The 23,537-nt window shown below is 63.4% G+C and carries 23 protein-coding genes and 1 pseudogene; 5 read left to right on the top strand and 19 right to left on the bottom strand.

Annotation, left to right across the window (positions count from 1 at the left end):
- Positions 1-17: 17 nt before the first annotated feature.
- Genes WNZ15_RS09630 through WNZ15_RS09605 form a run of 6 tightly spaced genes read right to left on the bottom strand, consistent with a single transcriptional unit; the run spans position 18 to position 5,260 of the window.
- A complete protein-coding gene (locus WNZ15_RS09630; RefSeq protein ID WP_342892754.1) occupies positions 18-1,193 on the bottom strand; it encodes a TonB family protein in 1,176 nt (391 codons plus the stop codon).
- Positions 1,190-1,588 carry a biopolymer transporter ExbD gene (locus WNZ15_RS09625; RefSeq protein ID WP_342892753.1) on the bottom strand — a complete coding sequence of 133 codons (399 nt, stop codon included), beginning with the start codon at positions 1,586-1,588 and terminating at the stop codon, positions 1,190-1,192. The genes WNZ15_RS09630 and WNZ15_RS09625 overlap by 4 nt, the downstream gene beginning before the upstream one ends.
- Positions 1,585-1,971, bottom strand: a complete 387-nt coding sequence (locus WNZ15_RS09620) for a biopolymer transporter ExbD (protein WP_342892752.1) — start codon at positions 1,969-1,971, stop codon at positions 1,585-1,587. Before WNZ15_RS09620 ends, WNZ15_RS09625 begins: the two co-directional genes overlap by 4 nt.
- On the bottom strand, positions 1,961-2,647 hold the full coding sequence (locus tag WNZ15_RS09615; RefSeq protein WP_342892751.1) for a MotA/TolQ/ExbB proton channel family protein: 687 nt from the start codon (positions 2,645-2,647) through the stop codon (positions 1,961-1,963). Before WNZ15_RS09615 ends, WNZ15_RS09620 begins: the two co-directional genes overlap by 11 nt.
- Positions 2,648-2,656: 9 nt before the next feature.
- A complete protein-coding gene (locus WNZ15_RS09610) occupies positions 2,657-3,094 on the bottom strand; it encodes a hypothetical protein (protein ID WP_342892750.1) in 438 nt (145 codons plus the stop codon).
- Between the two features lie 57 nt (positions 3,095-3,151).
- Positions 3,152-5,260: a TonB-dependent receptor gene (locus WNZ15_RS09605; protein ID WP_342892749.1), complete on the bottom strand. Its 2,109-nt coding sequence runs from the start codon at positions 5,258-5,260 to the stop codon at positions 3,152-3,154.
- A 251-nt stretch (positions 5,261-5,511) separates the two neighbouring features.
- Between WNZ15_RS09605 and WNZ15_RS09600 the strand changes: the two genes are divergently transcribed.
- From WNZ15_RS09600 to WNZ15_RS09585, 4 genes are read left to right on the top strand one after another with little or no spacing between them, the layout of a single operon-like run.
- A complete protein-coding gene (locus WNZ15_RS09600) occupies positions 5,512-6,600 on the top strand; it encodes a ChuX/HutX family heme-like substrate-binding protein (RefSeq protein WP_342892748.1) in 1,089 nt (362 codons plus the stop codon).
- Complete coding sequence (locus tag WNZ15_RS09595; protein ID WP_342892747.1) at positions 6,597-7,493, top strand: ABC transporter substrate-binding protein; 897 nt, start codon at positions 6,597-6,599, stop codon at positions 7,491-7,493. The genes WNZ15_RS09600 and WNZ15_RS09595 overlap by 4 nt, the downstream gene beginning before the upstream one ends.
- A gap of 7 nt (positions 7,494-7,500) precedes the next feature.
- Positions 7,501-8,634, top strand: a complete 1,134-nt coding sequence (locus WNZ15_RS09590) for an iron ABC transporter permease (protein WP_342892746.1) — start codon at positions 7,501-7,503, stop codon at positions 8,632-8,634.
- Between the two features lie 11 nt (positions 8,635-8,645).
- Positions 8,646-9,473: a heme ABC transporter ATP-binding protein gene (locus WNZ15_RS09585; protein WP_342892745.1), complete on the top strand. Its 828-nt coding sequence runs from the start codon at positions 8,646-8,648 to the stop codon at positions 9,471-9,473.
- Between the two features lie 60 nt (positions 9,474-9,533).
- On the opposite strand, the gene WNZ15_RS09580 is transcribed toward WNZ15_RS09585, so the two are convergent.
- From WNZ15_RS09580 to WNZ15_RS09550, 7 genes are all read right to left on the bottom strand, one after another.
- Positions 9,534-10,073, bottom strand: a complete 540-nt coding sequence (locus tag WNZ15_RS09580) for a TlpA disulfide reductase family protein (protein ID WP_342892744.1) — start codon at positions 10,071-10,073, stop codon at positions 9,534-9,536.
- Between the two features lie 182 nt (positions 10,074-10,255).
- Positions 10,256-11,539 (bottom strand): amidase family protein, encoded by a 1,284-nt coding sequence (locus tag WNZ15_RS09575; protein ID WP_342892743.1) that lies wholly within the window; start codon positions 11,537-11,539, stop codon positions 10,256-10,258.
- Positions 11,540-11,625: 86 nt separating this feature from the next.
- The gene (locus tag WNZ15_RS09570) at positions 11,626-12,279 is read right to left on the bottom strand and encodes a DUF2848 domain-containing protein (protein WP_342892742.1); all 654 of its coding nucleotides are present in this window, start codon (positions 12,277-12,279) and stop codon (positions 11,626-11,628) included.
- 12 nt (positions 12,280-12,291) lie between these two features.
- The gene (locus tag WNZ15_RS09565; protein ID WP_342892741.1) at positions 12,292-13,572 is read right to left on the bottom strand and encodes a TRAP transporter large permease; all 1,281 of its coding nucleotides are present in this window, start codon (positions 13,570-13,572) and stop codon (positions 12,292-12,294) included.
- Positions 13,569-14,102: a TRAP transporter small permease gene (locus WNZ15_RS09560; protein ID WP_342892740.1), complete on the bottom strand. Its 534-nt coding sequence runs from the start codon at positions 14,100-14,102 to the stop codon at positions 13,569-13,571. The genes WNZ15_RS09565 and WNZ15_RS09560 overlap by 4 nt, the downstream gene beginning before the upstream one ends.
- A gap of 11 nt (positions 14,103-14,113) precedes the next feature.
- Entirely contained in the window at positions 14,114-15,160 is a 1,047-nt protein-coding gene (locus WNZ15_RS09555) for a TRAP transporter substrate-binding protein (RefSeq protein WP_342892739.1), read from the bottom strand.
- Between the two features lie 35 nt (positions 15,161-15,195).
- Positions 15,196-16,023 carry a putative hydro-lyase gene (locus tag WNZ15_RS09550; protein ID WP_342892738.1) on the bottom strand — a complete coding sequence of 276 codons (828 nt, stop codon included), beginning with the start codon at positions 16,021-16,023 and terminating at the stop codon, positions 15,196-15,198.
- 114 nt (positions 16,024-16,137) lie between these two features.
- On the opposite strand from WNZ15_RS09550, the gene WNZ15_RS09545 reads away from it, so the two are divergent.
- Positions 16,138-17,016, top strand: coding sequence for a LysR family transcriptional regulator (locus WNZ15_RS09545; protein WP_342892737.1), 879 nt, complete (start codon positions 16,138-16,140; stop codon positions 17,014-17,016).
- 51 nt (positions 17,017-17,067) lie between these two features.
- Here WNZ15_RS09545 and WNZ15_RS09540 read toward each other — a convergent pair whose 3' ends face one another.
- From WNZ15_RS09540 to WNZ15_RS09515, 6 genes and pseudogenes are all read right to left on the bottom strand, one after another.
- Entirely contained in the window at positions 17,068-18,552 is a 1,485-nt protein-coding gene (locus WNZ15_RS09540) for a mannitol dehydrogenase family protein (protein ID WP_342892736.1), read from the bottom strand.
- Positions 18,553-18,555: 3 nt separating this feature from the next.
- Positions 18,556-19,329, bottom strand: a complete 774-nt coding sequence (locus WNZ15_RS09535) for an L-iditol 2-dehydrogenase (RefSeq protein WP_342892735.1) — start codon at positions 19,327-19,329, stop codon at positions 18,556-18,558.
- Positions 19,326-20,330 (bottom strand): ABC transporter ATP-binding protein, encoded by a 1,005-nt coding sequence (locus tag WNZ15_RS09530; RefSeq protein WP_342892734.1) that lies wholly within the window; start codon positions 20,328-20,330, stop codon positions 19,326-19,328. Before WNZ15_RS09530 ends, WNZ15_RS09535 begins: the two co-directional genes overlap by 4 nt.
- 14 nt (positions 20,331-20,344) lie before the next feature.
- Positions 20,345-21,175 (bottom strand): carbohydrate ABC transporter permease, encoded by an 831-nt coding sequence (locus WNZ15_RS09525; protein ID WP_342892733.1) that lies wholly within the window; start codon positions 21,173-21,175, stop codon positions 20,345-20,347.
- A gap of 13 nt (positions 21,176-21,188) precedes the next feature.
- The gene (locus WNZ15_RS09520) at positions 21,189-22,055 is read right to left on the bottom strand and encodes a sugar ABC transporter permease (RefSeq protein ID WP_342892732.1); all 867 of its coding nucleotides are present in this window, start codon (positions 22,053-22,055) and stop codon (positions 21,189-21,191) included.
- A gap of 117 nt (positions 22,056-22,172) precedes the next feature.
- Positions 22,173-23,473 (bottom strand): annotated as a pseudogene (locus WNZ15_RS09515) (sugar ABC transporter substrate-binding protein).
- Between the last annotated feature and the right edge of the window lie 64 nt (positions 23,474-23,537).

The following is a 23,537-nucleotide window of genomic DNA, read 5'->3' as shown; positions in this document are numbered from 1 at the left end:
AACGGGCCGGCAGGGCTTTACCGGAATGTCACGGGCAGCGTGAAGGACCAACTGCTCTTGCCCGCGGCAGCCGGGATCGGCGGGAACGGCGCGGCGCGCTGAACCGCCTTCAGGACCGCCTGGTCGAACGGGCCGGAGCCGGAAGAGCGGGCCAGCCGGATGTTGGCGACGGCCCCGTTCCTGCGGACGGTGAAATGGACCACGGCCCGGCTGCGCGCCTTGCGTCCGCCGCGGGGGGCGCGGACGGCGCGCACCAGCTTGCGATGGACCTTGGCAGGGTAGTTGGTGACGTCCGAGTTGCCGGCCGACTTGCTCTTGCCTTTTCTTTGCGATCCACCCTTTTGCGCGGTCACGCCCGCCGACCCGCCCGAGCCGCCACGGCTGCTGACCTGTGCCGGCGTTTTCCGGGTATCCGGTTTCTTCGCGGTGCGGGACGGGCTTTTCGCGGGTTTTTTCTCGGCCTTCTTGCGGGGAGGGGCCGGAGGCTTCGACAGCGGTGTCGGCACCGGATCCGCTTCGGCCTGCACCACCCGGGTCGGGGCCTGGCTGGCAACTGTCTGACGGACAGGCTCTGCCGCGACCGGTTTTGCCTCGACGGGCTTTGCAGCGATCGCCGGTGTCTCGGGTACGGACCGGTCGGGGGCAAGGGGCCTGGCGTCCGTCGCGGCAACCGCTTCGCGGGCCTGAGCGGGAACGGCTTCGACAATTGTCCTGTCGGGCTCCGCCGGCGGGACCGCATCGCTCGCAGGCGGCGTGACGGTCTCCAGCCGTTGCGCCTGAGGCAGTGCGAAGGTTCGGGCCGGTGTCGCGGACAGGGCAAGCGCTGCAGGTACGGCTGCCTGGGGGACGGGTTTTATGGTCTCAATCGGGACAGGCGGTGTGACCTGTGGAAGCGGGAGGGGATCCACGGGCTGAAGGCTTTTATCAGGCTGGACGACCTCGGCAGCCTTTGCGGTTTTGACCGGCTCGATTTCGACGGGCTCGGCCTCAACCGGTTCGCTGATGGCCGTCTGCTCGACGGTGCCTGCCTGGACGGTGTCGAAAGGCGAATGTCCGAGGACCGCATGGGTGACCTCGCCGGCGCCCTCGACTTCCAGCTCCGGGCGCTGCTGAAGCGACATCGCGACTGCGGCCAGATGAACGGCCAGCGACACGCCGAGGGCAATCATCAGGGGTCTTGAGATCATGTTCATTCGGAGATCGTACGGGTAACGACGACAACGCGTTTTGCGCCGGCCTGGTAAAGCTCGGCGACGTGCTGCAGCAATTGCGTCGCCTCCAGCTCCTTGTCCGCGGCCAGTTCAATCCGGTCGGCGCCGGTGTCGTTCTGCAAGAGACGTTCGGCGAGATAGGCGTCCGCCGTGACGGGCTGTTCACGGAAGTACAGGCTTCCGTCGCTGCGCACATAAAGCGCGTCCGGCGGCGGCAGGGACGGCGCCTGTGCTTCCGAGAGCGTTACTTCCGGGTCCTGCGGCGGTGCCAGCTGGCCTGCCACAAGAAAGAAGATCAGCATCAGAAAGACGATGTTGATCAGGGACACCGTCGATTCCAGCGGCCGCTTTTCGGCTTTTCTCGGCATGCGGATCATTGTGCGTTCGCCACCACGATCTTCAGGTCCGGAAGACTTTTCAGCCGGCTCATGATTGCAACAAGTTGCTGCGTTGTCGTTGCGCCGCGCACGAGAAGCAGGAGGCTGTCGACGTCCCGGTCCAGCAGGGACTGCGCCTCCTTCATGAGCAGATCCTCGCCGATTTCACGTCCGTTCAGCCGGAGACCGGTTTCCTCGAGCACCAGAATGGCTTCCGGAACCGTGCCGGTGCCGCCGCTGCCTGCGGGCGCACCAAGATCGAGCTGACCAAAGGTGGTGAAGGTCGAGGACAGCATGAAAAACAGAAGCAGCAGAAAGATGACGTCGACCAGCGGCGTCAGCGATATCGGCTTCTGCTTGCGGGCTGGACGGTCAACGCGCATAGGCGAACTTTTGTCCCGCGAGCGGTTGCGGGGCATCCTCGGTGGTGGCCGGCAGCTGCATGAGGAGGGTCGAGGTCAGCGTTTCGACCGCCACCCGCTCCGCTTCCAGACGGCCTTCGAGCCAGGTGACCACCAGGGAGACAGGCATGGCGACGCCCAATCCGGCCGCGGTGGTCATCAGGGCGACCCAGATGCCGCCCGCGAGGGCGGAGGGGTCGACGTTGGTGCCTGCGGATTGCAGGGCCTGGAAGGCCTCGATCATGCCCAGGACCGTTCCGAACAAGCCGATCAGCGGGGCTATCTGGGCGATGGCCTCCAGTGCACGCACGCCTTTGGAAAAATGGTGCAGATTGCCCGTGGCCTCGACGCTCACGCGCTCTTCAATGTCTTGCCGGGGCACACGGCTTTCCAGCAGCTGAAGCGTGACGGCGACGGCCTTTTCAGCGGCGCTCTTGGGCGTGGGCATGCGCTGCCTGGCGTCGCCGGGACGACCGGCCTGCCAAAGCCGGATGACATCGCCGGCCCGTTTCGCCGTGCCGATGCCGCAGGACAGAAATTCAAAGACCTTCACCAGGACAAGGGCCAGGGCGATCACGGAAAGACCTGCGATCACGGTCACGACGGGGCCGCCGATCTGGAGCAGGGAAGCGGTTTGCGCAAGGATCTCGGACAGCATGGTCGGCTCCTATTGGGTCAGGTCAAGACCTGTCCGGCTGGACAGGGTGAGCGAGGCGGTACAATGGCCGGAGGATGCGGGTTCGGTGCAGCCCGCCGGACCGTTGATCAGAAGCCGGCCGGCTTTCGTGCAGGGCAGGCCGGGAAGCTGGAACTGCCGTACGACGGTCTTGCCGTCGGGCAGCGACCCGAAATCGAACACCGACATCTGGCTGATCACGCCCGCGTCGTCGAACAGAACCAGTTCGTAGGCCGCGGCCGGGAGGGCCGTGCCGGTAAGATTGCTCATGACGAAGGAAAGGTGGCAGCCGCCACCGGTGTCTTCCGCCTTGTTGAGTTCCAGCGAGATTCCCGGGGCAGTGGTCTCTGCCATCGCCGAACTGGCGGCGAGGGAAAATAGGGCCGCGCAGCCAAGCGTGGCAACGGCACTGAGTTCCGGTACTTTCATATGCGTTTCTCCCTCGAAAACGGCCGCCGCCCGCGGGGACAGACGGCGGCCTGGTGGTCAGAACGTCTTGGCGAAGCTCAGCTTGAAACTGCGGCCGACGCCTTCGTCGTTGCTGAGGTGGCTGCGGTAGGACTTGTCGAAGATGTTGTCGACGTTGAAACGCAATTCGCTGTCTGCGAAATGGCCTTCGGTCGGCTTCCACGATGCATAAAGGTTATGCAGCACATAACCCGCGGTCTTGTCCTCGTCGTCTCCGACCCGGTCCTGGGAGGCGTGAAAGTCACCTTTCCAGCCGAAATCCAAGTTCCAGGGACGGTGCACATATCCGACCTTCAGGAAGGCGTTGTCGGCCGGAACCGCGTTCATGTATCCGCCGGTGTTGGCATTCTCGCCCCGGATCAGGGACGCGCCAAGGGAACCGTAGACACCGGGTGTCCAATAGGACGCCTCAAGCTCCAGCCCCTGGTAGCGCGCTTTCGGAATGACTTCCGTAACCACCGAAGTGCCGTCCCAGTAACTGGCATAGTAGTTGGTGACGTTGTTGCGGAAGGCGGTTCCCTTCAGGCGGAAGGCATCGCCGTCCTTCACCAGATCATCGAACGACACCGTGATCCCGGCTTCGAAGTTGTTCGACTGTTCCTTTTCGATCGCGTTGACCGTGTAGTTGGAAAAGACCTCGTCGAGGGACGGCAGCCGCTCGGTGTGGGCGATTGAGCCGAACACGCCAAACCAGTCGGACATCTTGATCATGGCCGCCAGTTTCGGCGAGTAGCCGATCTTGGTCTTGTCCTCATTGAGATCGACGGTGCTGCCGGTGCTGTCGACATAGCTGCCGACATGCACATTGGAATAGTCGATGCGCATGCCCGGGATCAGGGTGATGCGGTCGTTCCAGACAAATTCCGCCTGGGCGTAGGTGCCGACATTCTTGGTGTCGCCTTCCGGGTGCGACCCGGAGCCGCTGCGCACATAAGTGCCGAAGTCGCGTGGATTGCGGCGCTCCTGGAACTGTCCGTCCACACCGGTCGTCAGATAGGCCATCCAGGTGTCGCTGAGCTGGAAGGTCGAAACGTTGTCGGCCTTGCCCTGCCAGGTCTCGTAGGAATATTCGGCATTGTAGCCGAACGGATAGTAACAGGTCGGCGGCGCCGGGGGCGGTGCGAACTGCTGGCAGATCTCGTCCTGGTTGTTCTGTTCCACCCGTGTGTCAGACCAGCTGACCTGGGCCTTCACATCGAAAAGATCATTGCCGGTGAAGGCATTCTCGTAGCCGATGATGGCGGTCTGGTCGGTGACCGTGCGGTCGACATCCCCGAAACTCGTGCCCCAGGCGACCTGGTCATAGTTCTGGTTGTCCTCGTCGCTCGACCAGTTCTGATAGCTTGCGAAGACCGACTGGTCCTCGTTTGCTCCGAACGTGTAGCGCGCCTTGACCAGACCGTTGATCGACGAGAAGTCGGTGTCGTCAATCTTGTCGCCGTGGCCGTCGGTCATGTCCTGGGACTGGCGGTAGTTGAGTGCGCCGAGCAGTTCCAGGTTCTTGACCGGTTCCGCAGCGACGATCGCACTGCCCAGCCAGCCGTTGCCGTTGGAATCCCAGGAGGTCTTGAGCCGTCCGCCGATCAGGTCGCCCGGATCGAGGAAGTCGCTGGCGTCCTTGGTGGTGAAGGTGACCACACCGCCCATGGCGCCCGATCCGTAGAGGGTCGAGGAGGCGGGGCCGCGCAGAACCTCAACCTGTTTGTAGAGTTCCGGGTCCGAGAAAAACGATCCCATCCGGTACTGTTCGAAGAACTTGTTGACACCGTCGACCTGGATGATGATCCGGGTTTCGTCCCCGGACAGCGCTTCGCCGATACCGCGAATGTTGAGGCTTTCGCCCAGCACCGAATTCGAGCCGATCGGCGTGATGCCGGGAATTTCTCTGAAGATATCGCCAATCGTGCGAGGCTGCAGATCGTCGATGGCTTCCTGGTCAAGCACCGTGACAGCCTGGGGCGTGTCGATGGCGACCTTTTCGATCCCCGCGCCGACCACGATCCGCTGCAGCGGGGTCGCCGCTGCGTCCGGCAGCACGTCCTGCGCGGCCGCCCCGTGATTAAACGTCAAAATCCAGAGGGCAACCCCACCCATAAGGCGGCTGTTGCCGATGTTCGTGAGCCCCATAAAATTCTCCAAGAGTGCGCGTTGTTCGCGTCCTTATTTTTCGCTGCCTCTCACCACAGCATTTATAACATGAGCCAGTGACTCAGGTATTGATGTCCTAATGAAAGGTGAGTATACGAGTCAAGAATAAGTTCGCTGTCGCGGCAAGAAATTGCCACTTTAGAAACGTTCAAAAAACTTTGTTATCTCATGGAGTTAACGGGGAGCATGGATGGCGGCGCGGGCGGATGAACACCAAAAGGGCACGACTCATGAAAGCCGATCCGATCTCCTCCGTAACCAGACCGGGCGCTGCCGAAATCCGGCAGGCGCGGGCTCAGAACCCGAAGATGCGGGAGCGGGATCTCGCTCGTATTCTCGATATCTCGGAAGCGGAGCTGGTCGCCAGTATGGTCGGGCATGGCGCGCGCCGGATTGCGCCGGACTTCGATGTCCTGTTTCCGGGGTTGAAGGACGTCGGCACGGTGATGGCGCTGACCCGCAACGAAAGCGCCGTGCATGAAAAGATCGGGCCGTTCGAGAAGTTCGTGAACGGCAAGAGGGCCGCCCTGATGCTGGGCGCCCAGATCGACACGCGCATGTTCCCGTCTGTCTGGGTGCATGGGTTCGCAGTCGAAAAGGAGGACGGCAAGGACGTCCGCCGCTCGCTGCAGTTCTTCGACGCGCACGGCGACGCGGTTCAGAAAATCCATGCCCGCCCTGAAACCGACCGGGCAGCCTGGGACAGGCTGGTGGAAGCGCTTCTTCTGGACGATCAGACCCCGGACGTGCTGCCCGTCATCAGTGAGGCCGAGCCGTTTTCCCGCAAGCTGCCGTCCGAAGGTTCCGAGACTGAGTTGCGCGACCGCTGGCAGCGCATGACCGATCCGCACCAGTTTCACGGCATGCTGAAAGACCTGGAGCTCGACCGTGTCAGTGCCTACGAATTGGCCGGCGATGCGTGGGCATGGTCCCTGGACCGGAGTTCCGTGACGACGTTGCTGCGTCTGGCAACGTCCGAGGACATTCCGATCATGTGCTTTGTCGGCAACCGCGGCTGCATTCAGATCCACTCCGGCGAGATCAAGACCGTCATGGAGAAGGGGCCGTGGATCAACGTGATGGACCCGACGTTCCATCTGCATCTGAGGACCGACCAGATCTGCCATGTCTGGGCCGTGCGCAAGCCGGCGGATGTCGGCCATGTCACGTCGGTGGAAGCCTTCGACAGTGACGGCCAGCAGATCATCCAGTTCTTCGGCGTGCGCGGCGAGGGCAATCCGGAACGTTCCGACTGGCGCGGCATGGTGGAAAAACTGCCGAAACTCGAGCCGTCCGTTCAGTTGGGAGCTGCAGAATGAGCGCGTTGCCATCCAGCCGCATTTGCGGTATCGCCGCCGCGCTGGCCTTGACCTTCGCAGCCGTGTTCACGCCCGGCAGGGCGCCTCTTGCGGACAACGCCGGGCCGCCTCAGGCCTCCCGGGTTGTCGCCGTGGGTGGTTCCGTCACTGAAGTGATTTTCGCGCTGGGTGAACAGGACCGGCTCATCGCCCGGGACACGACCAGTATTTTCCCCGAGGAAGCAAACGCCTTGCCCGATGTCGGTTACATTCGCGCGCTGTCGCCCGAAGGTGTCCTGTCGGTCGACCCGGACCTCGTTCTCATGCTGGAGGGCAGCGGGCCACCGGAAGCGGTGGCCGTGCTGAAAAAGTCGGGCGTGGCCGTTGCCGATGTTCCGGAAACCTATACGGCGGAAGGCATTGTCGCCAAGGTCCGCAAGGTCGGCGCGGTGCTGGGCGTTCCTGAAAAGGCCGAGGCCCTCGCGGAAAAACTGGAAGCCGATCTGTCGGCCGCGCAGCAGGATGCGGAAGGCAAGTCGTCCGGCGTCCGGGTCCTGTTTGTCCTGTCCACCAAGGGCGGGCGCATTCTGGCGTCGGGAAGCGACACGGCCGCCGATGGCATCCTGAAACTGGCGGGCGCGGAAAACGCGGTGTCCGACTTCTCCGGCTACAAGCAGTTGAGCGACGAGGCCATCCTCAGCGCCGCGCCGGACGTGGTGCTGATGATGGACAGGACCGGAGATCACGGGACCAGCGCGGAAGCGCTGTTCGAGCATCCCGCGCTCGGCCAGACACCCGCCGGCCTGAACAACAGACTGGTCAAGATGGGCGGCCAGTATCTGCTCGGCTTCGGTCCGCGCACCGCAGCGGCCATCCGGGACCTGGCGGTCGAGCTTTCCGGTATCCGGAGCTGACCGGGCCATGAGTGACACGCCGCTTTCGGAGCGGGCTTCGCGTTCCGGCAGCTGGTTCGGCAGACGCGAGGCGCGGGACGGCAACCGGGAACCGCTCGCACGGGCGGTGATCGCTGCCCTGGTCGTGGTGACGGTGGCAGTCATGCTCGCCAGCCTTGCGACCGGACCGATCGCCATCCCGGTGCTGGGCATCCTGCCGCATGTTCCAGGACATCTGCTCGGCGCCGGTGAAGGCGTTCCGGATGGCGTTTCCGTCCGGGACTGGGTCGTGCTGATGGACATCCGTCTGCCACGTGTCGTTCTCGGCGGGCTGGTCGGTGCCGCGCTGGCGGTGTCCGGCGCGGTGATGCAGGGCCTGTTCCGCAATCCGCTGGCAGACCCGGGCATTGTCGGGGTCTCTGCCGGTGCCGGTCTGGGCGCGGCGCTGTTCATTGTTCTGGGCAATGCGGCCCTTGCGCCGGTGATGGCCGTCCTCGGCATCTATGCGATCCCGTTCGCGGCGTTTTTCGGCGGGCTGATCACCACGCTGCTGCTTTACCGGATCGGCACGCGCGGCGGCATCACATCGGTCGCGACGCTGCTCCTCGCCGGTATCGCGCTGGGAGCGCTGACGGGGGCGATGACCGGCCTTCTGGTTTACGTCGCCGACGACCAGGAGCTCCGGGACCTGCAGTTCTGGGGACTGGGTTCGCTCGCGGGTGCGAACGGGGAGAAGCTTCTTTCCGCAGCGCCGATCATTCTGGTGATGCTGGCCAGCGTGCCATTTCTGGCGCGGGGGCTGAATGCGCTGACCCTCGGCGAAGCGGCTGCGGCCCATCTCGGTGTCCGGGTCCAGCGGCTCAAGAACATCAGCATCCTGCTGGTTGCCGCGGCGACCGGCGCCTCCGTTGCCGTCAGCGGCGGGATCGGCTTCGTCGGCATCGTGGTGCCGCATCTGCTCCGGCTCAGCATCGGTCCGGACCACCGCTTTCTGCTGCCGGCCTCCGCGCTTCTGGGCGCCTGCATGCTGATCGCGGCGGACACGCTGGCGCGGACGATCGTGGCGCCGGCCGAAATGCCGATCGGCATCATCACGGCTTTTGCCGGAGCGCCTTTCTTCCTCTGGATCCTGCTGCGCAAACGCGGCCTGACCGGGCTGTGACGGAGGCAAAGATGTTTCACCAGACCAAGGTAACGGCTGCGGCGCAGGCAAGCGGGCTTGCCGTCTCCGGCGTCAGCGTGTCCGCCGGAAAAACCCCGATCGTGAAAGACCTGTCGTTTCACGCTGCGACCGGAGAAATGCTCGCGATCATCGGGCCGAGCGGCTCGGGCAAGACAACGCTGATGAAAGCCATGACCGGCGAGATGTCCTATTGCGGTCAGATCACGCTCGCGGGTCTGGAGGTCGGCGATCTCGCTCCGGAATTCATGGCGGACATGCGGGCGGTGCTGCCGCAGGCCAGTCAGATCTCCTTTCCTCTGACCGCATCCGAGGTGGTCGGTCTCGGTCTGATCGACCGGCGCCGGAACCGGCAGGAACGCGCCCGGCGGGTCGCCGAGGCCCTGGCCCGGGTCGGCCTGTCCGGTTTTGAAGGCCGGATCTATCAGGATCTGTCCGGCGGCGAACAGCAGCGGGTTCAGCTAGCCCGGGTCCTGTGCCAGGTCTGGGACCCGGTCCCCGCGGGCGGCCCGCCGCGCTGGCTGTTTCTGGATGAGCCGGTCTCCAGCCTCGATATCAAGCATCAATACCAGATCATGCGCCTTGCTGCCGATTATGCGGCGCGGGGCGGCGGCGTTGTCGCGGTCATGCACGACCTGAACCTGACCGCCGCCTTCGCGGACCGGGCGCTGGTGATGCGCGATGGCACGCGGCTGGCTTTCGGCGCGCGCGACGAGGTGATGCAGCCGGAGCTTCTGTCCCGGGCCTATGGTTTCCCGCTGGAGATCCTGGAACGGCGCGGCAGCGCACGGCCCGTGATCGTTCCGGTGGAGGCGGACTGACGTGGTTGCCACCTTGGTTGCCTCAAGGGGCCTGACGTATTGTCGGAGCTGCGCCGCATGTCAGCGCCGGTTCAGTTCCTTCAGCGCCGTCACCATCTCCGGCGCATCCCAGACCCGGTCGCCGACCGCAGCCAGGATCACCTCGGCCGAACCGTTCAGGATGTAGGTGACCGGAAGCCCCCTGAGGTACCAGATGCCGGGCATAGTCTTGCCGGTGTCCATCAGGACGGTCAGGCCGTCATCGTCGATCTCTTCGAGAAACGCCCTGATCCTGTCTTCCCGGTCGCCGACATTGACCGCCAGAACGGCGAAATCGTCCCGGCCAAGCTCCCGTGCGAGCCGCGCAAGAGCAGGCATTTCCCTGCGGCAGGGCGGACACCAGGTCGCCCAGAAGGACACCGCCAGCACCTTGCCGCGATAATCGCCGATCCTGTGCCGCGTCCCGTCAAGATCCGTCAGGTCGAGCTTTGGGTCGATTTCGAAGGCCGGCCGGGCAAGCCCGAGGGACCGGAAGTCAGGGCTTGATGCCACTGCCGCCGACGGCATCAGTGCCAGTGCGGCTGCTCCGGCCAGAATGTCCCGTCTCGTCAATCCCGTCATATGGTTACCGCCGCGCTTGATGGTGCCTTGGGGTGTCTTGGAGTGCTTGGGAAACGCATCTTCCATTCGCGGCAAAGGTAAGCGGCACCGGATCTTTTGCAACGAGGACCCGGTTCACATTCGCGAGACGGAGGTCGACCGGTTCAGGCGGACCCTTCGGTGCAAACCGGCAGCAGCTCGATTCAACCAATCCCCGCAAGCGTGGTTTCAACCGTCTTCCCGCAGGCAAGCAGGGTGTCGTCCTGTGCGCCGGTGGCAACGAGCATTGCGCTCAGGACCTTGCCGTCGTGAGAATAGGGCAGGGCAAGGCTGCAGGCGTCGGCGATGTTCGCCAGGGACGGATTGCGCAGCGCCAGCAGGTTCATGCGGTTGAAGGTGTCGTCATCGGCGAGATCGTCGATGTTCGGCGGCAGGATCGGGGTGGTCGGCAGCAGCAGCATGTCGCCGCCCAGGTCCTCGCGGAACGCTGCGATGAAGTCCGCACGCCGGTTGAGGGTCTGGCGGTAGTCGATTGCGGTTATTTCATCGGCGCGGGCCATGCGGGCATGGACGCGGGGATCGAAGTCTTCCGGTGACCCCTGGAAATGATCCTCGTAATGGGCACGCGATTCCACCGATGTCATGTGCCAGGGCGGTACGTCCCGGTAGAGGGCCATCGAGGCGAGGGTCTTCTCGATCACGTCGAAACCCGCATCCTGAAGCTGCCGGACAACCGCCTCGAAGCCTTTGGAGACCTGGGCGTCGATCTCGTCGAAACCGAAGTTGCGCGGGATGACCAGACGGGTCGCGGCGGGAGACGAAGGCACGGCCGGCCGGCCGGCCATGACCTGCCACGCGAGTTCGCAAGTGGCGACGGATCTTGCCATCGGACCGAAACTGTCGAGGCTGTCTGACAGCGGTTTGCCGCCCGTCAGGGGCACGGAGGCCTGGGTCGGCTTGAACCCGGTGATGCCGGTAAAGGCTGCCGGAATGCGGAGCGAACCGCCGGTGTCGCTGCCGATGGCCACGTCGCAAAGCCCCAGAGCGACCGAAACCGCACCGCCGCTGGTGGAGCCGCCGGGAGCGCAACCGGGCCAGGCCGGATTTCGCGGGGTGCCGTGGTGGGGGTTGAGACCGAGGCCGGAATAGGCGAATTCCGACATGTTGGTCAATCCGACGAACACACCTCCGGCCGCATCGAGACGGGCGATCGCGGGCGCGTGTGCCGCCGCTGGCGGGTTACCGCGCAAGACCTTCGAGGCGGACGTGGTGACTTCACCGGCAACATCGAACAGTGCCTTGACGCTGATGAGAGCGCCGGCCAGCGGTGATCTTGCTCCTGCTGCCTGCCTTGCCTGTGCCCGGGCGCCGTCTTCGAGCAGCCTGATGAAAATATCCGCGGCTGCCGGGTCGCCGGTCGCCGCCTGAAAGAATGAAACAAGGCGGTTCTGCAAGGTTTCAGGGGACCAGGGAAACGGCGTGCTCATGGACAGGACCTTAAAAAGTCATCAAGGGAAAGAGCCCGGGCCAGCCATCGTCATCAGGTCTGCCCGGGCGCCAGCCCCGATGGATATCACGAAACGATATCGAGAAAAGTGCTGGTGTAGCTCAAAGAGATCGACTGGCCGGAACCCGGGTCTTCCAGTTTCATCCTGATTTCGGCGGAGGGCCGGACCCCGCCGATGGCGGGAAGGGTGCCGCACAGCATGGCCGTGCCGTCCCGCAGACCGGCACCGTCGATCAACTTCTGCAGTGGCAGCATCGCGGCCAGCGTGCCTTCCTGGTAGGCCACCCATCCGTCGCTCTCGCGGATCCAGGATTGCAATGTCAGCCTGTCCAGGCGATCGGCGACGTCCTCGTACAGCCAGAGCGTGTCGGCGACGGGTTTGGCGCAGGCCTGTTTGGACCAGGCGACCGAGTAGGTCTCCAGCGACCGGTCCGTATGGTCCGAGGCGAGCCCGAGCCAGATCCTGCCGTCCTGTTTCAGGAGAAAGGGTTCCGCCTCGCCGGAGGACTGGTCGCCGAGTACCTGAATGGAGGCTTCCTGTGTCAGCAGCGCAGGCGCGCACTGGTAGTAGAGCGGCACGGACGACGGCGCGGGCACGCCAATGGCCGCCAGTTCCTCGATATGATGATCGACCGCGGCCCGATCGCGGCCGGTCCAGCCGGCTACGATGAGCCGGTCCGGAGTGCAGGAAAGCACTCCTGTCGCGGTTTTGAATTGCATGGGAGTTCTTTCTCAGAGTGTTGAAGGCAGGAAGAGCGCCAGTTGCGGCAGCAGGATCAGCAGTCCGACCATGGCCAGCATCGCCAGCGCATAGGGAATGCAGCCCAGCATGACATCGCTGAAGCTTCCGGTTTTTCGCGCCGCCTGGACCACATAGAGGTTCAGCCCGACGGGCGGCGTGATCAGTGCCATTTCCACCAGGATGATCATCAGGATGCCGAACCAGATCTTGTCGTAGCCGAGCTCGACGATGATCGGAACGACGATCGGGATGGTCGCGACCATCAGCGACAGGGTTTCGATGAAGAAGCCGAGGACGATGTAGATCAGGACGATCACCAGCAGGGTTTCGAGCGGCCCGAGACCCAGTCCGCCCAGAAGGTTCTGCAGCGCCCGGCTGACGCCGGCGGCCGTGAGGGCGAAATTGAGGACATAGGCGCCGATGACCACGAGCATGATCATGGCAGACGTCTTTACCGCTCCGCGAAGGGCTTCGAACAGCATTTCCCGATTGAGCGCTTTCTGGTGGGCGGCGATCACGAGGGCGATGGCGACGCCGACGGCGGCTGCTTCCGTCGGCGTCGCCCAGCCGGCATAGATCGTGCCGACAATGGCGGTAAACAGGCCGAGAATGGGCAGAAGATCGGCAAGACCGGAGAGTTTTTCCGCTGCCGTGCTCGAGCGCCGGGGACCGCCGAGCGAGGGCCGGATGACGCACAGGACGACGGTGATCGCCATGAACAGGCCGGCCAGAAACAGGCCGGGGATGAGCCCGGCAAGAAAGAGCCGTGGGATCGAGCTTTCGGTCAGGAAGCCGTAGACGATCAGGTTGATCGACGGCGGGATCATGATGCCGAGCGTGCCGCCGGCGGCAATCGCGCCGGAGAAGAGTTTCTGGTTGTAGCCGAGTTCCTGCGCCTGCGGCATGGCGACGGTCGCGACCGTTGCCGCCGTGGCGACGGACGAACCAGAGGTCGCGGAAAACATGGTCGAGGTGGCGATGTTGGCGTGAATCAGGCCGCCCGGCATCCAGGCCACCCATTTTTCCAGCGCGGCATAGGTCCGCCGGGCGACGCCGCTGCGCACCAGGATTTCACCCAGCAGCACGAACAGCGGAATGGCGATGAGCGTGGCGCTGTTGGAGGACGACCAGACCACCTGACCGAGCCCGCGCATCAGGGGAAACGGGCTGAAGAACGTGTCGATGCCGAAGGCCAGAAGGAAGAGGACGATGCCGACCGGAATCGACAGGGTCAGCAGCCCCAGCAGGCCGAAGGATGTGAAGGCAATCATGCTTCCCCCCGCGCGCCGGCGATCCGGTCAACGGACGTGTAGTCGGCCTTCGTGAACCTCACCAGGACGGAGACCAGCAGGAGGCTGGCCGAAACGGCGAACCAGACCCAGCCCGCCCACCACAGGGACTGCGGGATCAGCAGCGGCGTTTCAAGCGGCGTGTTGGCGCGCGCACCGGTGGAAAGCGTTTTTTCCACCACGGCCCATCCACGCCAGGCGACCACGAGGGCCGTCGCCGCCAGGCAGAAGAGCGAAATGATGTCGAAGACCGCGCGCCCGAAAGGAACGAGGCGCTGACGGAGCAGGTCGATGCGCACATGCGCCTGCTCCGTCAGGGCATAACTTATGCCCCAGCTCGTGGTGACGGCCATCACGTAGCCGGAGATCTCGTCGACGCCCCCGAGCGAAGCCCCCAGCCGGCGGCTGACAATCTCCACCAGGGTGAACGCGACACAGGCCATCAGCGCAAGGCCGACACCGATCGCGAGGCGGTCGTTCAACCGCCGGATGAGGGATACCAGGGACATCATCGAAGGGGGCCTCAGTTCGTGTCGAGTTTGACGCCGGTGACTTCACCGACCGTTTCGCTCCAGCGCTTGGCCCAGTCGCCGCCCGCGCGTTCCGCCCAGTCCGGCAGAACTTCGGTGATCAGGACTTCCCTGGCTTTCGCCAGATCCGCGTCGCTGGCTTCCACAAGCACCAGATCTCTGGCGTCACCGTAAGGACATTCGCCGCTGCCGGTCAAACAGACGATATCGTTCTCCAGGGCGTTCTGGGCGCTTTCCCACGCGGGGGCCTCGACGTATTCCTGAACGCCTTTTTCAAGTGTGGCCTTCTGCTCGTCGGAGAGTGCATTCCACTTGTCCAGATTGATCGCGGTGACGACCGGGTCCCAGCCGCCGAGCGGGATCGGCATCAGGTGGGTGGAGACTTCCCACCAGCCGGCATTGTAGCCCGAGCCGGCGCCGGTGATGGCGCAATCGACGACACCGCGCTGCAGGGCACCGGGGACTTCGCCGAAGCCGACATTGACGCCTTCGGCGCCGAGCGCTTCGAGAAACTTCGCGGTCATGCGTCCGGAGGCCCGAACCTTCTTGCCCTTCAGGTCATCCAGAGAGGCGATGTCGGCATTGCAGAAAACCACTTGCGGCGGGTAGGGGGCAATGCCGAGGACCTTGGCGTTGAAGATGTCCTTGTAGATGTCGTCGACCATGGGTCTTGCCGCATCGACGGCCTTTTTCGCGGTGTCTGCGTCAGGTGCGATCAGCGGCACGTCCAGGGCTTCCAGCGCGACGCTGTCGGACACGGCGTAGTCGGCAACGGTCATGCCGACATCAAAGACGCCCTGGGACAGCATGCGAAACACGTCGCCACCGCCGATGCCCATCTGGTCGTGGGTGGTGAGCGTTGCGGTCAGCTCGCCGCCGGAGATTTCCGGAAGCTTTTCCGTCCAGAACGGAGCTTCATATTCCTTGTGCAGCGGCAGGCCGCTCCAGCTTCCGACGACGGAAAGCTCTTCAGCCTGGGCAATCGTGCCGGCTGTGAGTGCGATCATCGAGACCGCGGACAGTTTCAACAAGCTTTTCATATTCAGTTCCATCCTCTGTTTATTATGTATTTCAATTAGTTATCGTTAAGTTGGTAGATTGGGTCCGTCTGCTCGTCGACATCGGCGATGAGCATGGCACCGGGGGCGTGGGTGATCGATAGCGGCAGCTTCGCCGTCATTATGGCGGCCTGCGGAGTGACACCGCAGGCCCAGAACACGGGGACCTCACCCGTGCGAATCTCGACCCTCTCGCCCCAGTCCGGAGCATTCAGATCGGAGATGCCGATGGCTTGCGGGTCCCCCGCATGAACGGGTACGCCATGAGCGAGCGGGTAGTTGCGGCAGATCCGTCGAACGTCCTGCAGCCGGTCTTCGGGCACCGGCCGCATGGAGACCACCATGCCGCCGCCGAACGGGCCGCTGGGCACTGTTTCGAGCGTGGTCCGGTACATCGGGACCGTGACATTCTCGTCGATGTGGCGCATGGCGATGCCGGCCTGGCGCAGGGCCTTTTCAAAGGTGAAGGAGCAGCCGATTGCGAAGGCGACGAGATCATCCTGCCACAGGCCGGAAAGATCGGTGACCTGTCTTTCCAGTCTGCCGAAACGGTAGACATTGTAGCGGGCCGCATCGGTGCGGATGTCGACATCTGCTCCGAGCCGCGCGATTGATGCTTCGCCGGGAGCGGAGATACCCGCCAGGGGACATGAGTTGGGATTGTTGCGGCAGAAGGCATGAAAATCGGCGGCGTATTCGACGGGGACGATGGCCAGATTGCACTGGAGCCTGCCGCCGGCAAGACCTGCCGTATGACCGCTGTAGCGGCCGAGCCGGATCGCCCGGCGCGCGTCGGACGGGGTCATTTCGGTCAATTGGGCAAAATCGGCAAGCGCTGTCGTCATGTCCACCTCGAATATGAGTGGTAAAATGCTGGGGCGGATCTAATATCAAGTCAAATCGTCAATTTCTGTCCAAAGTGATCAACTATTTCGATCGCTTGAAAGAGGTCTGTTTTCATGACGCTTGAACAACTCAGGACGTTCCTGGCAGTTGCACGAATGGGCGGCGTCAGGCGTGCCGCCGAACAGATGCACATATCTCAACCGGCTGTTTCTGCACGCATTTCCGGTTTGGAGGCCTATCTTGGCACCGCGCTCTTCAGCAGGGTGTCGACCGGTGTCGTGCTGACCCGAAAAGGGGTGCTGCTGAAGCAGCATGCCGATCAGGTGATGGCCATCCTGGAACGGATCAAGGGGGATGTGATGTCGGAAGACAGCATCAGCTCCCTGCTGAGGCTGGGTGTGGCGGAGACGGTGGCACAGACCTGGCTGCCGGAGTTCCTGCGAGAACTGCACCGCAACTTTCCCCGCCTCAAGATCGAGGTTTCGGTCGATATCTCGCTCAATCTGAGGGAGATGCTGCTGGACCGGTCCCTGGACCTGACGATCCTGATGGGACCGATCTCCGAATTCAATGTCGACAATCTGGATCTGCCGGCCTTCGAGCTCGCCTGGTACCGTCCGGTGGACCTTCCCGACCCGGATCTCAGCGTGACGCCGGTCATCACCTATACCCGGAATTCCCGTCCCTATCGGGAGTTGATGCAGCAGCTTCGGGACCGTCATGGCATCGCGGCGCAGATCTTTCCGACGAATTCCCTGTCGACGGGGTTCGAAATGGTGGCGTCCGGGATCGCCGTCGGCATTCTGCCGCAGGAACTCGGGCGCCGGCTCGTGGAGGAGGAACGGATCGCCACCTTCGATCCGGGCTGGCTGCCGACGCCGCTGCGGTTCACGGCGACCTATATCGGCGAACCGCGCAATGAGCTGATCACGCGTGCCGCCAGGGTCGCCCAGCAGATCGCGGTCGCGCATCACGAAGCGATCAATGCGTGAGGAAAGGGTGTTTCCCGCAGCACGTCATGATGGTCCGACCGGACGGTGGCTTCAGGCTGCCTCGAAACGTCGGTCCAGGTAGCTGTTCATCGCTCCGGCGACACCTTCGGCGGCGATCTTTTCGGCCGCGTGGCGGAAGGCCGACAGGAAAACGTCGTTCGTGCCGAGCCCGCCGAACAGGTCCGGCATCACGAATGCGCCCGTGCCACCTTCATAGACATCCCTTGCCCAGCCCTGCAGGAGAGCCGCGTTTTCGTCCTCGATCACGTGGGTGCCGCCGGCCTCGTCCTGGCCGAGGCAATACCGGCACCACAATGCGGTCTCGAATGCCAGGCCGGTCACGGGCAGGCCCGCGTCCAGACGGTCCTGAATCGACGGCAGGATGAATTTCGGCTGCCGGTTCGATCCGTCCAGACAGAGGCGGGGAATCGTGTCTCCCACCACGGGATTGGAAAAACGCTCCATCACCGTGTCGAGATAGGCCGGAAAGCTGACGCCCGCTATCTCCGGGACGGTCGGCAGGATTTCGTCTTCCTCCAGCTTCCTCAGGAACGCCCGGATCAGCGGATCGGCCATGGCGTCGTGGACGAAATGATGTCCGAGCAGGGCGCCGGTATAGGCAATGGCCGCGTGGCCTCCGTTCAGGATGCGCAGCTTCATGAGTTCGTAGGGCGCGACGTCCTTGACGAATTCGACGCCAACCTTTTCCAGCGCGGGGCGGCCGGCGGGGAAATTGTCCTCCAGCACCCATTGCCGGAACGGTTCACAAACGACGGGCGCTGCGTCCTCGAGGCCGAAGCGGTCCCTGACCAGTGCGCGCTCGCGCTCTCCGGTTGCCGGGGTGATGCAGTCGACCATGCCGTTCGGAAAGGCGACGTGGTCCGCGACCCATGCGCCCGTCTCGGCGGACAGGGCTCTGGCGAAGCCCGCGACGGCCTGTCTGGCCATGTGGCCGTTTTCGGGAAGGTTGTCGCAGGACATCACCGTGAACGGCGCGACGCCACGTTCGCGGCGCCGCAAAAGTGCGGCAACAAGAACGCCAAAAACGGTTTCGGGCGCGTCCGGCCTGGCAATGTCGGCCTGGATTTCCGGATGGGTGGTGTCGAAGCCGCCGGTGTTCGGATCGACGAAGTAGCCGCCCTCGGTGATGGTCAGCGAGACGATGCGGATGTCGGCTTCGCTCAGCCGGGCGACCATGGCCGCCGGATCGACGTCGATGAAATCGATCATCGCGCCGCAGACCTGCGCGCTCAGCCCCTGTGGATCGAGCTCGACCACGGTCGTCAGCCAGTCCTGGGGGGCAAGCTTTTGACGCATGGTCTCGTCATAGGGTTTGAGCCCGGCGCCGACGATGGCCCAGTCGAGGCCTTCGCCGCGATCGAACAGCCTGCTGAGGTAGATTGCCTGGTGGGCCCGATGAAAGTTGCCGACGCCGATATGCAGGATGCCGGGCGTGAGATCGGTCCGCGCATACGCCGGAGCCTTGACAGTGTCAGGTAGATTGTGAAGCACGGTGAGTTTCAGCTTTTGAGTCATTGGTCAGCTCGTCCAGTTGCCGCCATCGACGTTGTAGGTTTGCGCGACGATATAGTCGGCATCGGGGGACGCCAGAAAAACGGCCATGCCGGTGAGGTCATCGGCGGTGCCCATGCGGCCGAAGGGAACGGCCGCGCCGACGGCCGCCTTCTTTTCGCCGGGCGGCAGGCCTTCGTATCTGGCGAACAGGGCATCGACGCCGTCCCAGTGATCGCCGTCAACCACGCCGGGAGAGATGGCATTCACGTTGATGCCGTGCCGGATCAGGTCGAGGCCGGCCGACTGGGTCAGGCTGATCACGGCCGCCTTGGTCGCGCAATAAACGCCGACCAGTGCTTCGCCGCGCCGGCCCGCCTGGCTGGCCATGTTGATGATCCTGCCGCCCCGGCCACGACGGATCATGGACTTCGCGGCCGCCTGCAGCATGAACAGCGTGCCGCCGACATTGATGTCGAAAAGCCTGGACCAGCTCTCGCGCGAAATCTCGACGGTGGGTGCCAGATCGAACAGCGCGGCGTTGTTGATCAGGATGTCGAGGCCGCCCGCGGTCTGTTCAACGGTGGCGATTGCCGCGTCGATCGACGCCTGGTCGGTCACGTCGAGCGCGACGGCATAAGCGTTCGATCCGATCTCGGTTGCTGCTTGCTCGGCGCCTGCAAGATTGATGTCGGCGATGGCAACCGTGGCACCTTCCGCGGCATAGCGCGCGGCGAAGGCCTTGCCGATGCCGCGGGCGGCACCGGTGATCAGCGCGGATTTTCCGTCCAGACGCTTCATGGGATCCTCAGGTCCTGATCGTCGAACCGGTGGATCTTTTCCGGGTCCGGGGTCAGGTGAACGGTGTCGCCATGGCGGAAATTGACCTCGCCGGAGGACCGCACGGTCATCGGCTCGTCCAGACCGTCGACGTCGACGTAAAGGAACGTGTCGGATCCCAGATGTTCCGAAACGCCGACCTTGCCGCTCCACTTGCCGCCACTCGATGAGACCGTCAGGTGTTCCGGCCGCACACCGATCGTGGTGGCGCCATAGTCGGCCGCATAGGTCCCCATCAGGAAGTTCATTTTGGGCGAGCCGATGAAACCTGCGACGAACTTGTTGCGGGGCGCGTGATAGAGATCAAGAGGCGAGCCGACCTGCTCGATCACACCGGCCTGCAGCACGACGATCTTGTCGGCCATGGTCATGGCCTCGACCTGATCGTGGGTCACGTAGATCATGGTCGTCTCGAGGGTCTGGTGCAGTTCGGAGATTTCCAGGCGCATGTTGACGCGCAGGGCCGCGTCCAGATTCGACAGCGGTTCGTCGAACAGGAAGGCGGCGGGCTCGCGCACGATGGCACGGCCGATGGCGACGCGTTGGCGCTGGCCGCCGGAAAGCTGGCCCGGCCGGCGGTCGAGATAGTCGGTCAGGTTGAGGACGCTGGCCGCCGCTTCCACCTTGGCGTCCTGGGCGGCCTTGTCGAGGCCCGCCATGCGCAGCGGAAAGGCGATGTTCTTGCGCACGGACATGTGCGGGTAGAGCGCATAGGACTGGAACACCATGGCAAGGCCGCGTTTGGCCGGCGGCACCTCGGTGGCGTTTCTGCCATCGATGGTGATGTCGCCGCTGCTGACGTCCTCCAGGCCCGCGATCAGGCGCAGGAGCGTGGACTTGCCGCAACCCGACGGGCCGACAAAGACCACGAATTCACCGTCGTTGATCTCAAGGTCCAGCGGCGGGATCACCTGAACGTCGCCGAAGCTCTTGGTTATCTGGTTGAGAGTGATCTGACCCATTTTTCTGTCTCTCTCTATTTGACCGCGCCGAAGGTGAGGCCGCGCACAAGCTGTTTCTGGCTGAACCAGCCGAGAATGAGGATGGGCGCGATCGCCATGGTCGAGGCGGCGCTCAGCTTGGCGTAGAACAGACCTTCCGGGCTGGAATAGCTGGCAATGAATGCGGTGAGGGGGGCGGCTTTCGCCGCGGTCAGGTTCAAGGTCCAGAACGCTTCGTTCCAGGCCAGGATGATGTTGAGCAGCAAGGTGGACGCAATTCCGGGTATCGCCATCGGCGTGAGGATGTAGAGGATCTCTTCCTTCAGGGACGCGCCGTCCATACGGGCCGCTTCAAGAATTTCTCCCGGGATTTCCTTGAAGTAGGTGTAGAGCATCCAGACGATGATCGGCAGGTTGATCAGCATCAGCACCAGTGTGAGACCGACGCGGGTGTCGAGCAGGCCCAACTGGATGAACAGCAGATAGATCGGGTAGAGAACGCCGACCGCCGGCAGCATCTTGGTCGACAGCATCCACAGCAGGATGTCCTTGGTCCGCTTGGAGGGCACGAAGGCCATCGACCAGGCGGCAGGCACCGCGATCAGGATGCCGAGGATCGTCGAGCCACCGGCGATGATCACCGAGTTCCAGAGAAAGCGCATGTAGTCGGAGCGTTCCTGGACGACGGAGTAGTTTTCAAGCGTCCAGTCGAAGAACAGGAACAGCGGCGGATCGTTGATCGCCTGGGCCTCTGTCTTGAAACTGGTCAGGATCGTCCAGAGTATGGGAAAGAAGATCAGCAGGCCGATGCTCCACGCGATCAGCGTGTTGACGGCCTTGCGGCGATTGGTGACTGCGCGGGCCATGGTCTTTACCTCCTCACGAGTCCAGATTTTTGCCGACAATGCGCATCAGGAAGATCGCGACAATGTTGGCGAGAATGATGGCGTAAACACCGCCGGCGGAACCGAGACCGACATTCTGGCTTTCCAGGACGCGCTGGAAGATCAGGTAAGTCAGTGTCCGTGTGCCGAACGAGCCCTGTGTGGTCACGAAGATTTCCGCGAAGACCGCCAGCAGGAAGATCGTCTGGATCAGCACGACGATCGTGATGGCCCGGGACAGATGCGGCAGGGTGATCCAGGCGAAGCGGGACAGCGGCGGGGCGCCGTCCATTTCGGCGGCCTCGAGCTGCTCGCTGTCGAGCGACTGGATCGCCGTCAGCAGGATCAGCGTTGCGAAGGGCAGCCATTGCCACGACACGATCAGAATGATCGAGAACAGCGAGGCATCGCTGAGCCATTCCACCGGCTGCGCACCGAAGAATTTCCAAAGATGCGCGAAAAGACCGTTCACGGGATCCATGAACATGTTCTTCCATACCAGCGCCGAGACCGTGGGCATCACGAAGAAGGGCGCGATCACGAGAATGCGGACAATGCCCTGGCCCCAGAGCGGCTGGTCCAGCAGGACCGCGAGCAGGACGCCGAGCACGACGGTGATCACGAGGACGCCGCCGACGATGACGAGGGTCGTCTGGACACTCGGCCAGAAGGCGCTGGAGGAGACAAAGCGGACGTAATTGTCGAACCCGACCCAGCCAAGATCACCACCGCGCAGCGGCAGGTATTTCTTGAACGAGAAGTAGAGGGTCATCGTCAGCGGAATGAGCATCCAGCCGAGAAGCAGGACGACGGCGGGAGCCATCATGATGCGGGCGGCGGAACGGGAATGCTGGGTTGCCATGGTCACACCTGATCTGTCGACGGGCCTTGCCGTCACTGATGGGTGAAAACGTCTTAATTCAAGAAGAGAGAGAGGGGGCGGGACGGGTCCCGCCCCCTCGATTGAAGTTGCGAAGTCCTAGTAACCCGCGGCTTCCATTTCTTCGGCCGTCAGGGTCTGTGCCTTCGCAAGGGCTTCGTCGACCGTCTGCTGGCCGGCAAGCGCCGCGGAGAATTCCTGGCCAACCTGGGTCGCAATGCCGGCAAACTCCGGGATAGCGACGAACTGCACGCCGATATAGGGCACCGGGTCGACAGTCGGATCGGTCGGATCAGCGGAGTTGATGCTGTCCAGGGTCATTTTCGCAAACGGCACCTTGGCATATTCCGGGTTCTCGTAAAGCGAGGTCCGGGTGCCGGGAGGAACGTTCGCCCAGCCTTCATTGGCGGCAACGAGTTCCAGGTATTCCTTGGACGTCGCCCACTCGATGAACTGCTTGGCGGCGGCTTCCTTCTGGGTGCCTGCCGGAATGGCGAGCGCCCATGCCCAGAGCCAGTTGCCACGCTTGCCGAGGCCGGTGTCCGGTGCCAGGGCAAAGCCGACCTTGTCGGCGACCGTGCTGTCATCCGGGTTGGTCACGAAGGAGGCCGCCACGGTGGCGTCGATCCACATGCCGCATTTGCCCTGCTGGAACAGCGACAGGTTTTCGTTGAAGCCGTTTGTGGAGGCGCCCGGAGGGCCGGCTTCGTTCATCAGGTCGATGTAGAAGGAGAGCGTTTCCTTCCACTGGGGCGTGTCGAACTGGGGCTTCCAGTCCTCGTCGAACCAGCGTGCACCGAATGCATTGCCGGTTGCGGTCAGGAACGCCATGTTCTCGCCCCAGCCGGCTTGCCGCGCAGGCAGATGCCGTAGATCTCGTTGTCCTTGTCGGTCATCTTGCGAGCCGCGTCGGCAACGAATTCCCAGGTCGGCGCGTCGGGCATGTCCAGCCCGGCCTTCTCCATCAGATCGGTGCGATACATGATCATGGAGCTTTCACCGTAGAACGGCGCCGCATAGAGCGTGCCATCGACCGACAGGCCGCCGCGCATGGCTGGCAGGATGTCGTCGGTGTCGTAGCTTGCCGGCAGATCGTCGAGTGCGACGAGCCAGTCCTGCTTGCCCCAGATCGGTGTTTCGTACATGCCGATGGTCATGATGTCGAACTGGCCGCCCTTGGCGGCGATGTCCTGGGTCACACGCTGGCGCAGGACATTTTCCTCAAGCGTGACCCACTCGACGGTGTGGCCGGTCTTGTCGGTGAAATCCTTGGTCAGACCCTGCATGCGGATCATGTCGCCGTTGTTGACGGTCGCGATGGTGAGCGTGTCTGCAGTTGCCGGAACACACAGTGCTGCAACCGCACATGCGCCGAGGAGCGCACGGGTATGAAATGTCATATTTATCCTCCCAAGCGAGATTGGGCATTTGCCATTCTTGCGAGCAAATATTCGCAACGAAGCT

The sequence above is a fragment of the Roseibium sp. AS2 genome (assembly GCF_038900065.1).
GTDB lineage: Bacteria > Pseudomonadota > Alphaproteobacteria > Rhizobiales > Stappiaceae > Roseibium.
Note: the sequence above shows the minus strand (reverse complement) of the source record. Positions and strands in the feature narration are given on the sequence as shown.

Excerpts from the sequence above, each read along its gene's own strand:
- WNZ15_RS09570 (WP_342892742.1), bottom strand. The coding sequence starts at position 12,279 with ATGCAATTCAAAACCGCGACAGGAGTGCTTTCCTGCACTCCGGACCGG.
- WNZ15_RS09530 (WP_342892734.1), bottom strand. The coding sequence starts at position 20,330 with ATGGGTCAGATCACTCTCAACCAGATAACCAAGAGCTTCGGCGACGTT.
- WNZ15_RS09575 (WP_342892743.1), bottom strand. The coding sequence starts at position 11,539 with ATGAGCACGCCGTTTCCCTGGTCCCCTGAAACCTTGCAGAACCGCCTT.
- WNZ15_RS09600 (WP_342892748.1), top strand. The coding sequence starts at position 5,512 with ATGAAAGCCGATCCGATCTCCTCCGTAACCAGACCGGGCGCTGCCGAA.
- WNZ15_RS09555 (WP_342892739.1), bottom strand. The coding sequence starts at position 15,160 with ATGAAAAGCTTGTTGAAACTGTCCGCGGTCTCGATGATCGCACTCACA.
- WNZ15_RS09540 (WP_342892736.1), bottom strand. The coding sequence starts at position 18,552 with ATGACTCAAAAGCTGAAACTCACCGTGCTTCACAATCTACCTGACACT.
- WNZ15_RS09560 (WP_342892740.1), bottom strand. The coding sequence starts at position 14,102 with ATGATGTCCCTGGTATCCCTCATCCGGCGGTTGAACGACCGCCTCGCG.
- WNZ15_RS09535 (WP_342892735.1), bottom strand. The coding sequence starts at position 19,329 with ATGAAGCGTCTGGACGGAAAATCCGCGCTGATCACCGGTGCCGCCCGC.
- WNZ15_RS09520 (WP_342892732.1), bottom strand. The coding sequence starts at position 22,055 with ATGGCAACCCAGCATTCCCGTTCCGCCGCCCGCATCATGATGGCTCCC.
- WNZ15_RS09610 (WP_342892750.1), bottom strand. The coding sequence starts at position 3,094 with ATGAAAGTACCGGAACTCAGTGCCGTTGCCACGCTTGGCTGCGCGGCC.
- WNZ15_RS09585 (WP_342892745.1), top strand. The coding sequence starts at position 8,646 with ATGTTTCACCAGACCAAGGTAACGGCTGCGGCGCAGGCAAGCGGGCTT.
- WNZ15_RS09630 (WP_342892754.1), bottom strand. The coding sequence starts at position 1,193 with ATGAACATGATCTCAAGACCCCTGATGATTGCCCTCGGCGTGTCGCTG.
- WNZ15_RS09605 (WP_342892749.1), bottom strand. The coding sequence starts at position 5,260 with ATGGGGCTCACGAACATCGGCAACAGCCGCCTTATGGGTGGGGTTGCC.
- WNZ15_RS09580 (WP_342892744.1), bottom strand. The coding sequence starts at position 10,073 with ATGACGGGATTGACGAGACGGGACATTCTGGCCGGAGCAGCCGCACTG.
- WNZ15_RS09595 (WP_342892747.1), top strand. The coding sequence starts at position 6,597 with ATGAGCGCGTTGCCATCCAGCCGCATTTGCGGTATCGCCGCCGCGCTG.
- WNZ15_RS09565 (WP_342892741.1), bottom strand. The coding sequence starts at position 13,572 with ATGATTGCCTTCACATCCTTCGGCCTGCTGGGGCTGCTGACCCTGTCG.
- WNZ15_RS09620 (WP_342892752.1), bottom strand. The coding sequence starts at position 1,971 with ATGCGCGTTGACCGTCCAGCCCGCAAGCAGAAGCCGATATCGCTGACG.
- WNZ15_RS09615 (WP_342892751.1), bottom strand. The coding sequence starts at position 2,647 with ATGCTGTCCGAGATCCTTGCGCAAACCGCTTCCCTGCTCCAGATCGGC.
- WNZ15_RS09525 (WP_342892733.1), bottom strand. The coding sequence starts at position 21,175 with ATGGCCCGCGCAGTCACCAATCGCCGCAAGGCCGTCAACACGCTGATC.
- WNZ15_RS09550 (WP_342892738.1), bottom strand. The coding sequence starts at position 16,023 with ATGACGACAGCGCTTGCCGATTTTGCCCAATTGACCGAAATGACCCCG.
- WNZ15_RS09625 (WP_342892753.1), bottom strand. The coding sequence starts at position 1,588 with ATGATCCGCATGCCGAGAAAAGCCGAAAAGCGGCCGCTGGAATCGACG.
- WNZ15_RS09545 (WP_342892737.1), top strand. The coding sequence starts at position 16,138 with ATGACGCTTGAACAACTCAGGACGTTCCTGGCAGTTGCACGAATGGGC.
- WNZ15_RS09590 (WP_342892746.1), top strand. The coding sequence starts at position 7,501 with ATGAGTGACACGCCGCTTTCGGAGCGGGCTTCGCGTTCCGGCAGCTGG.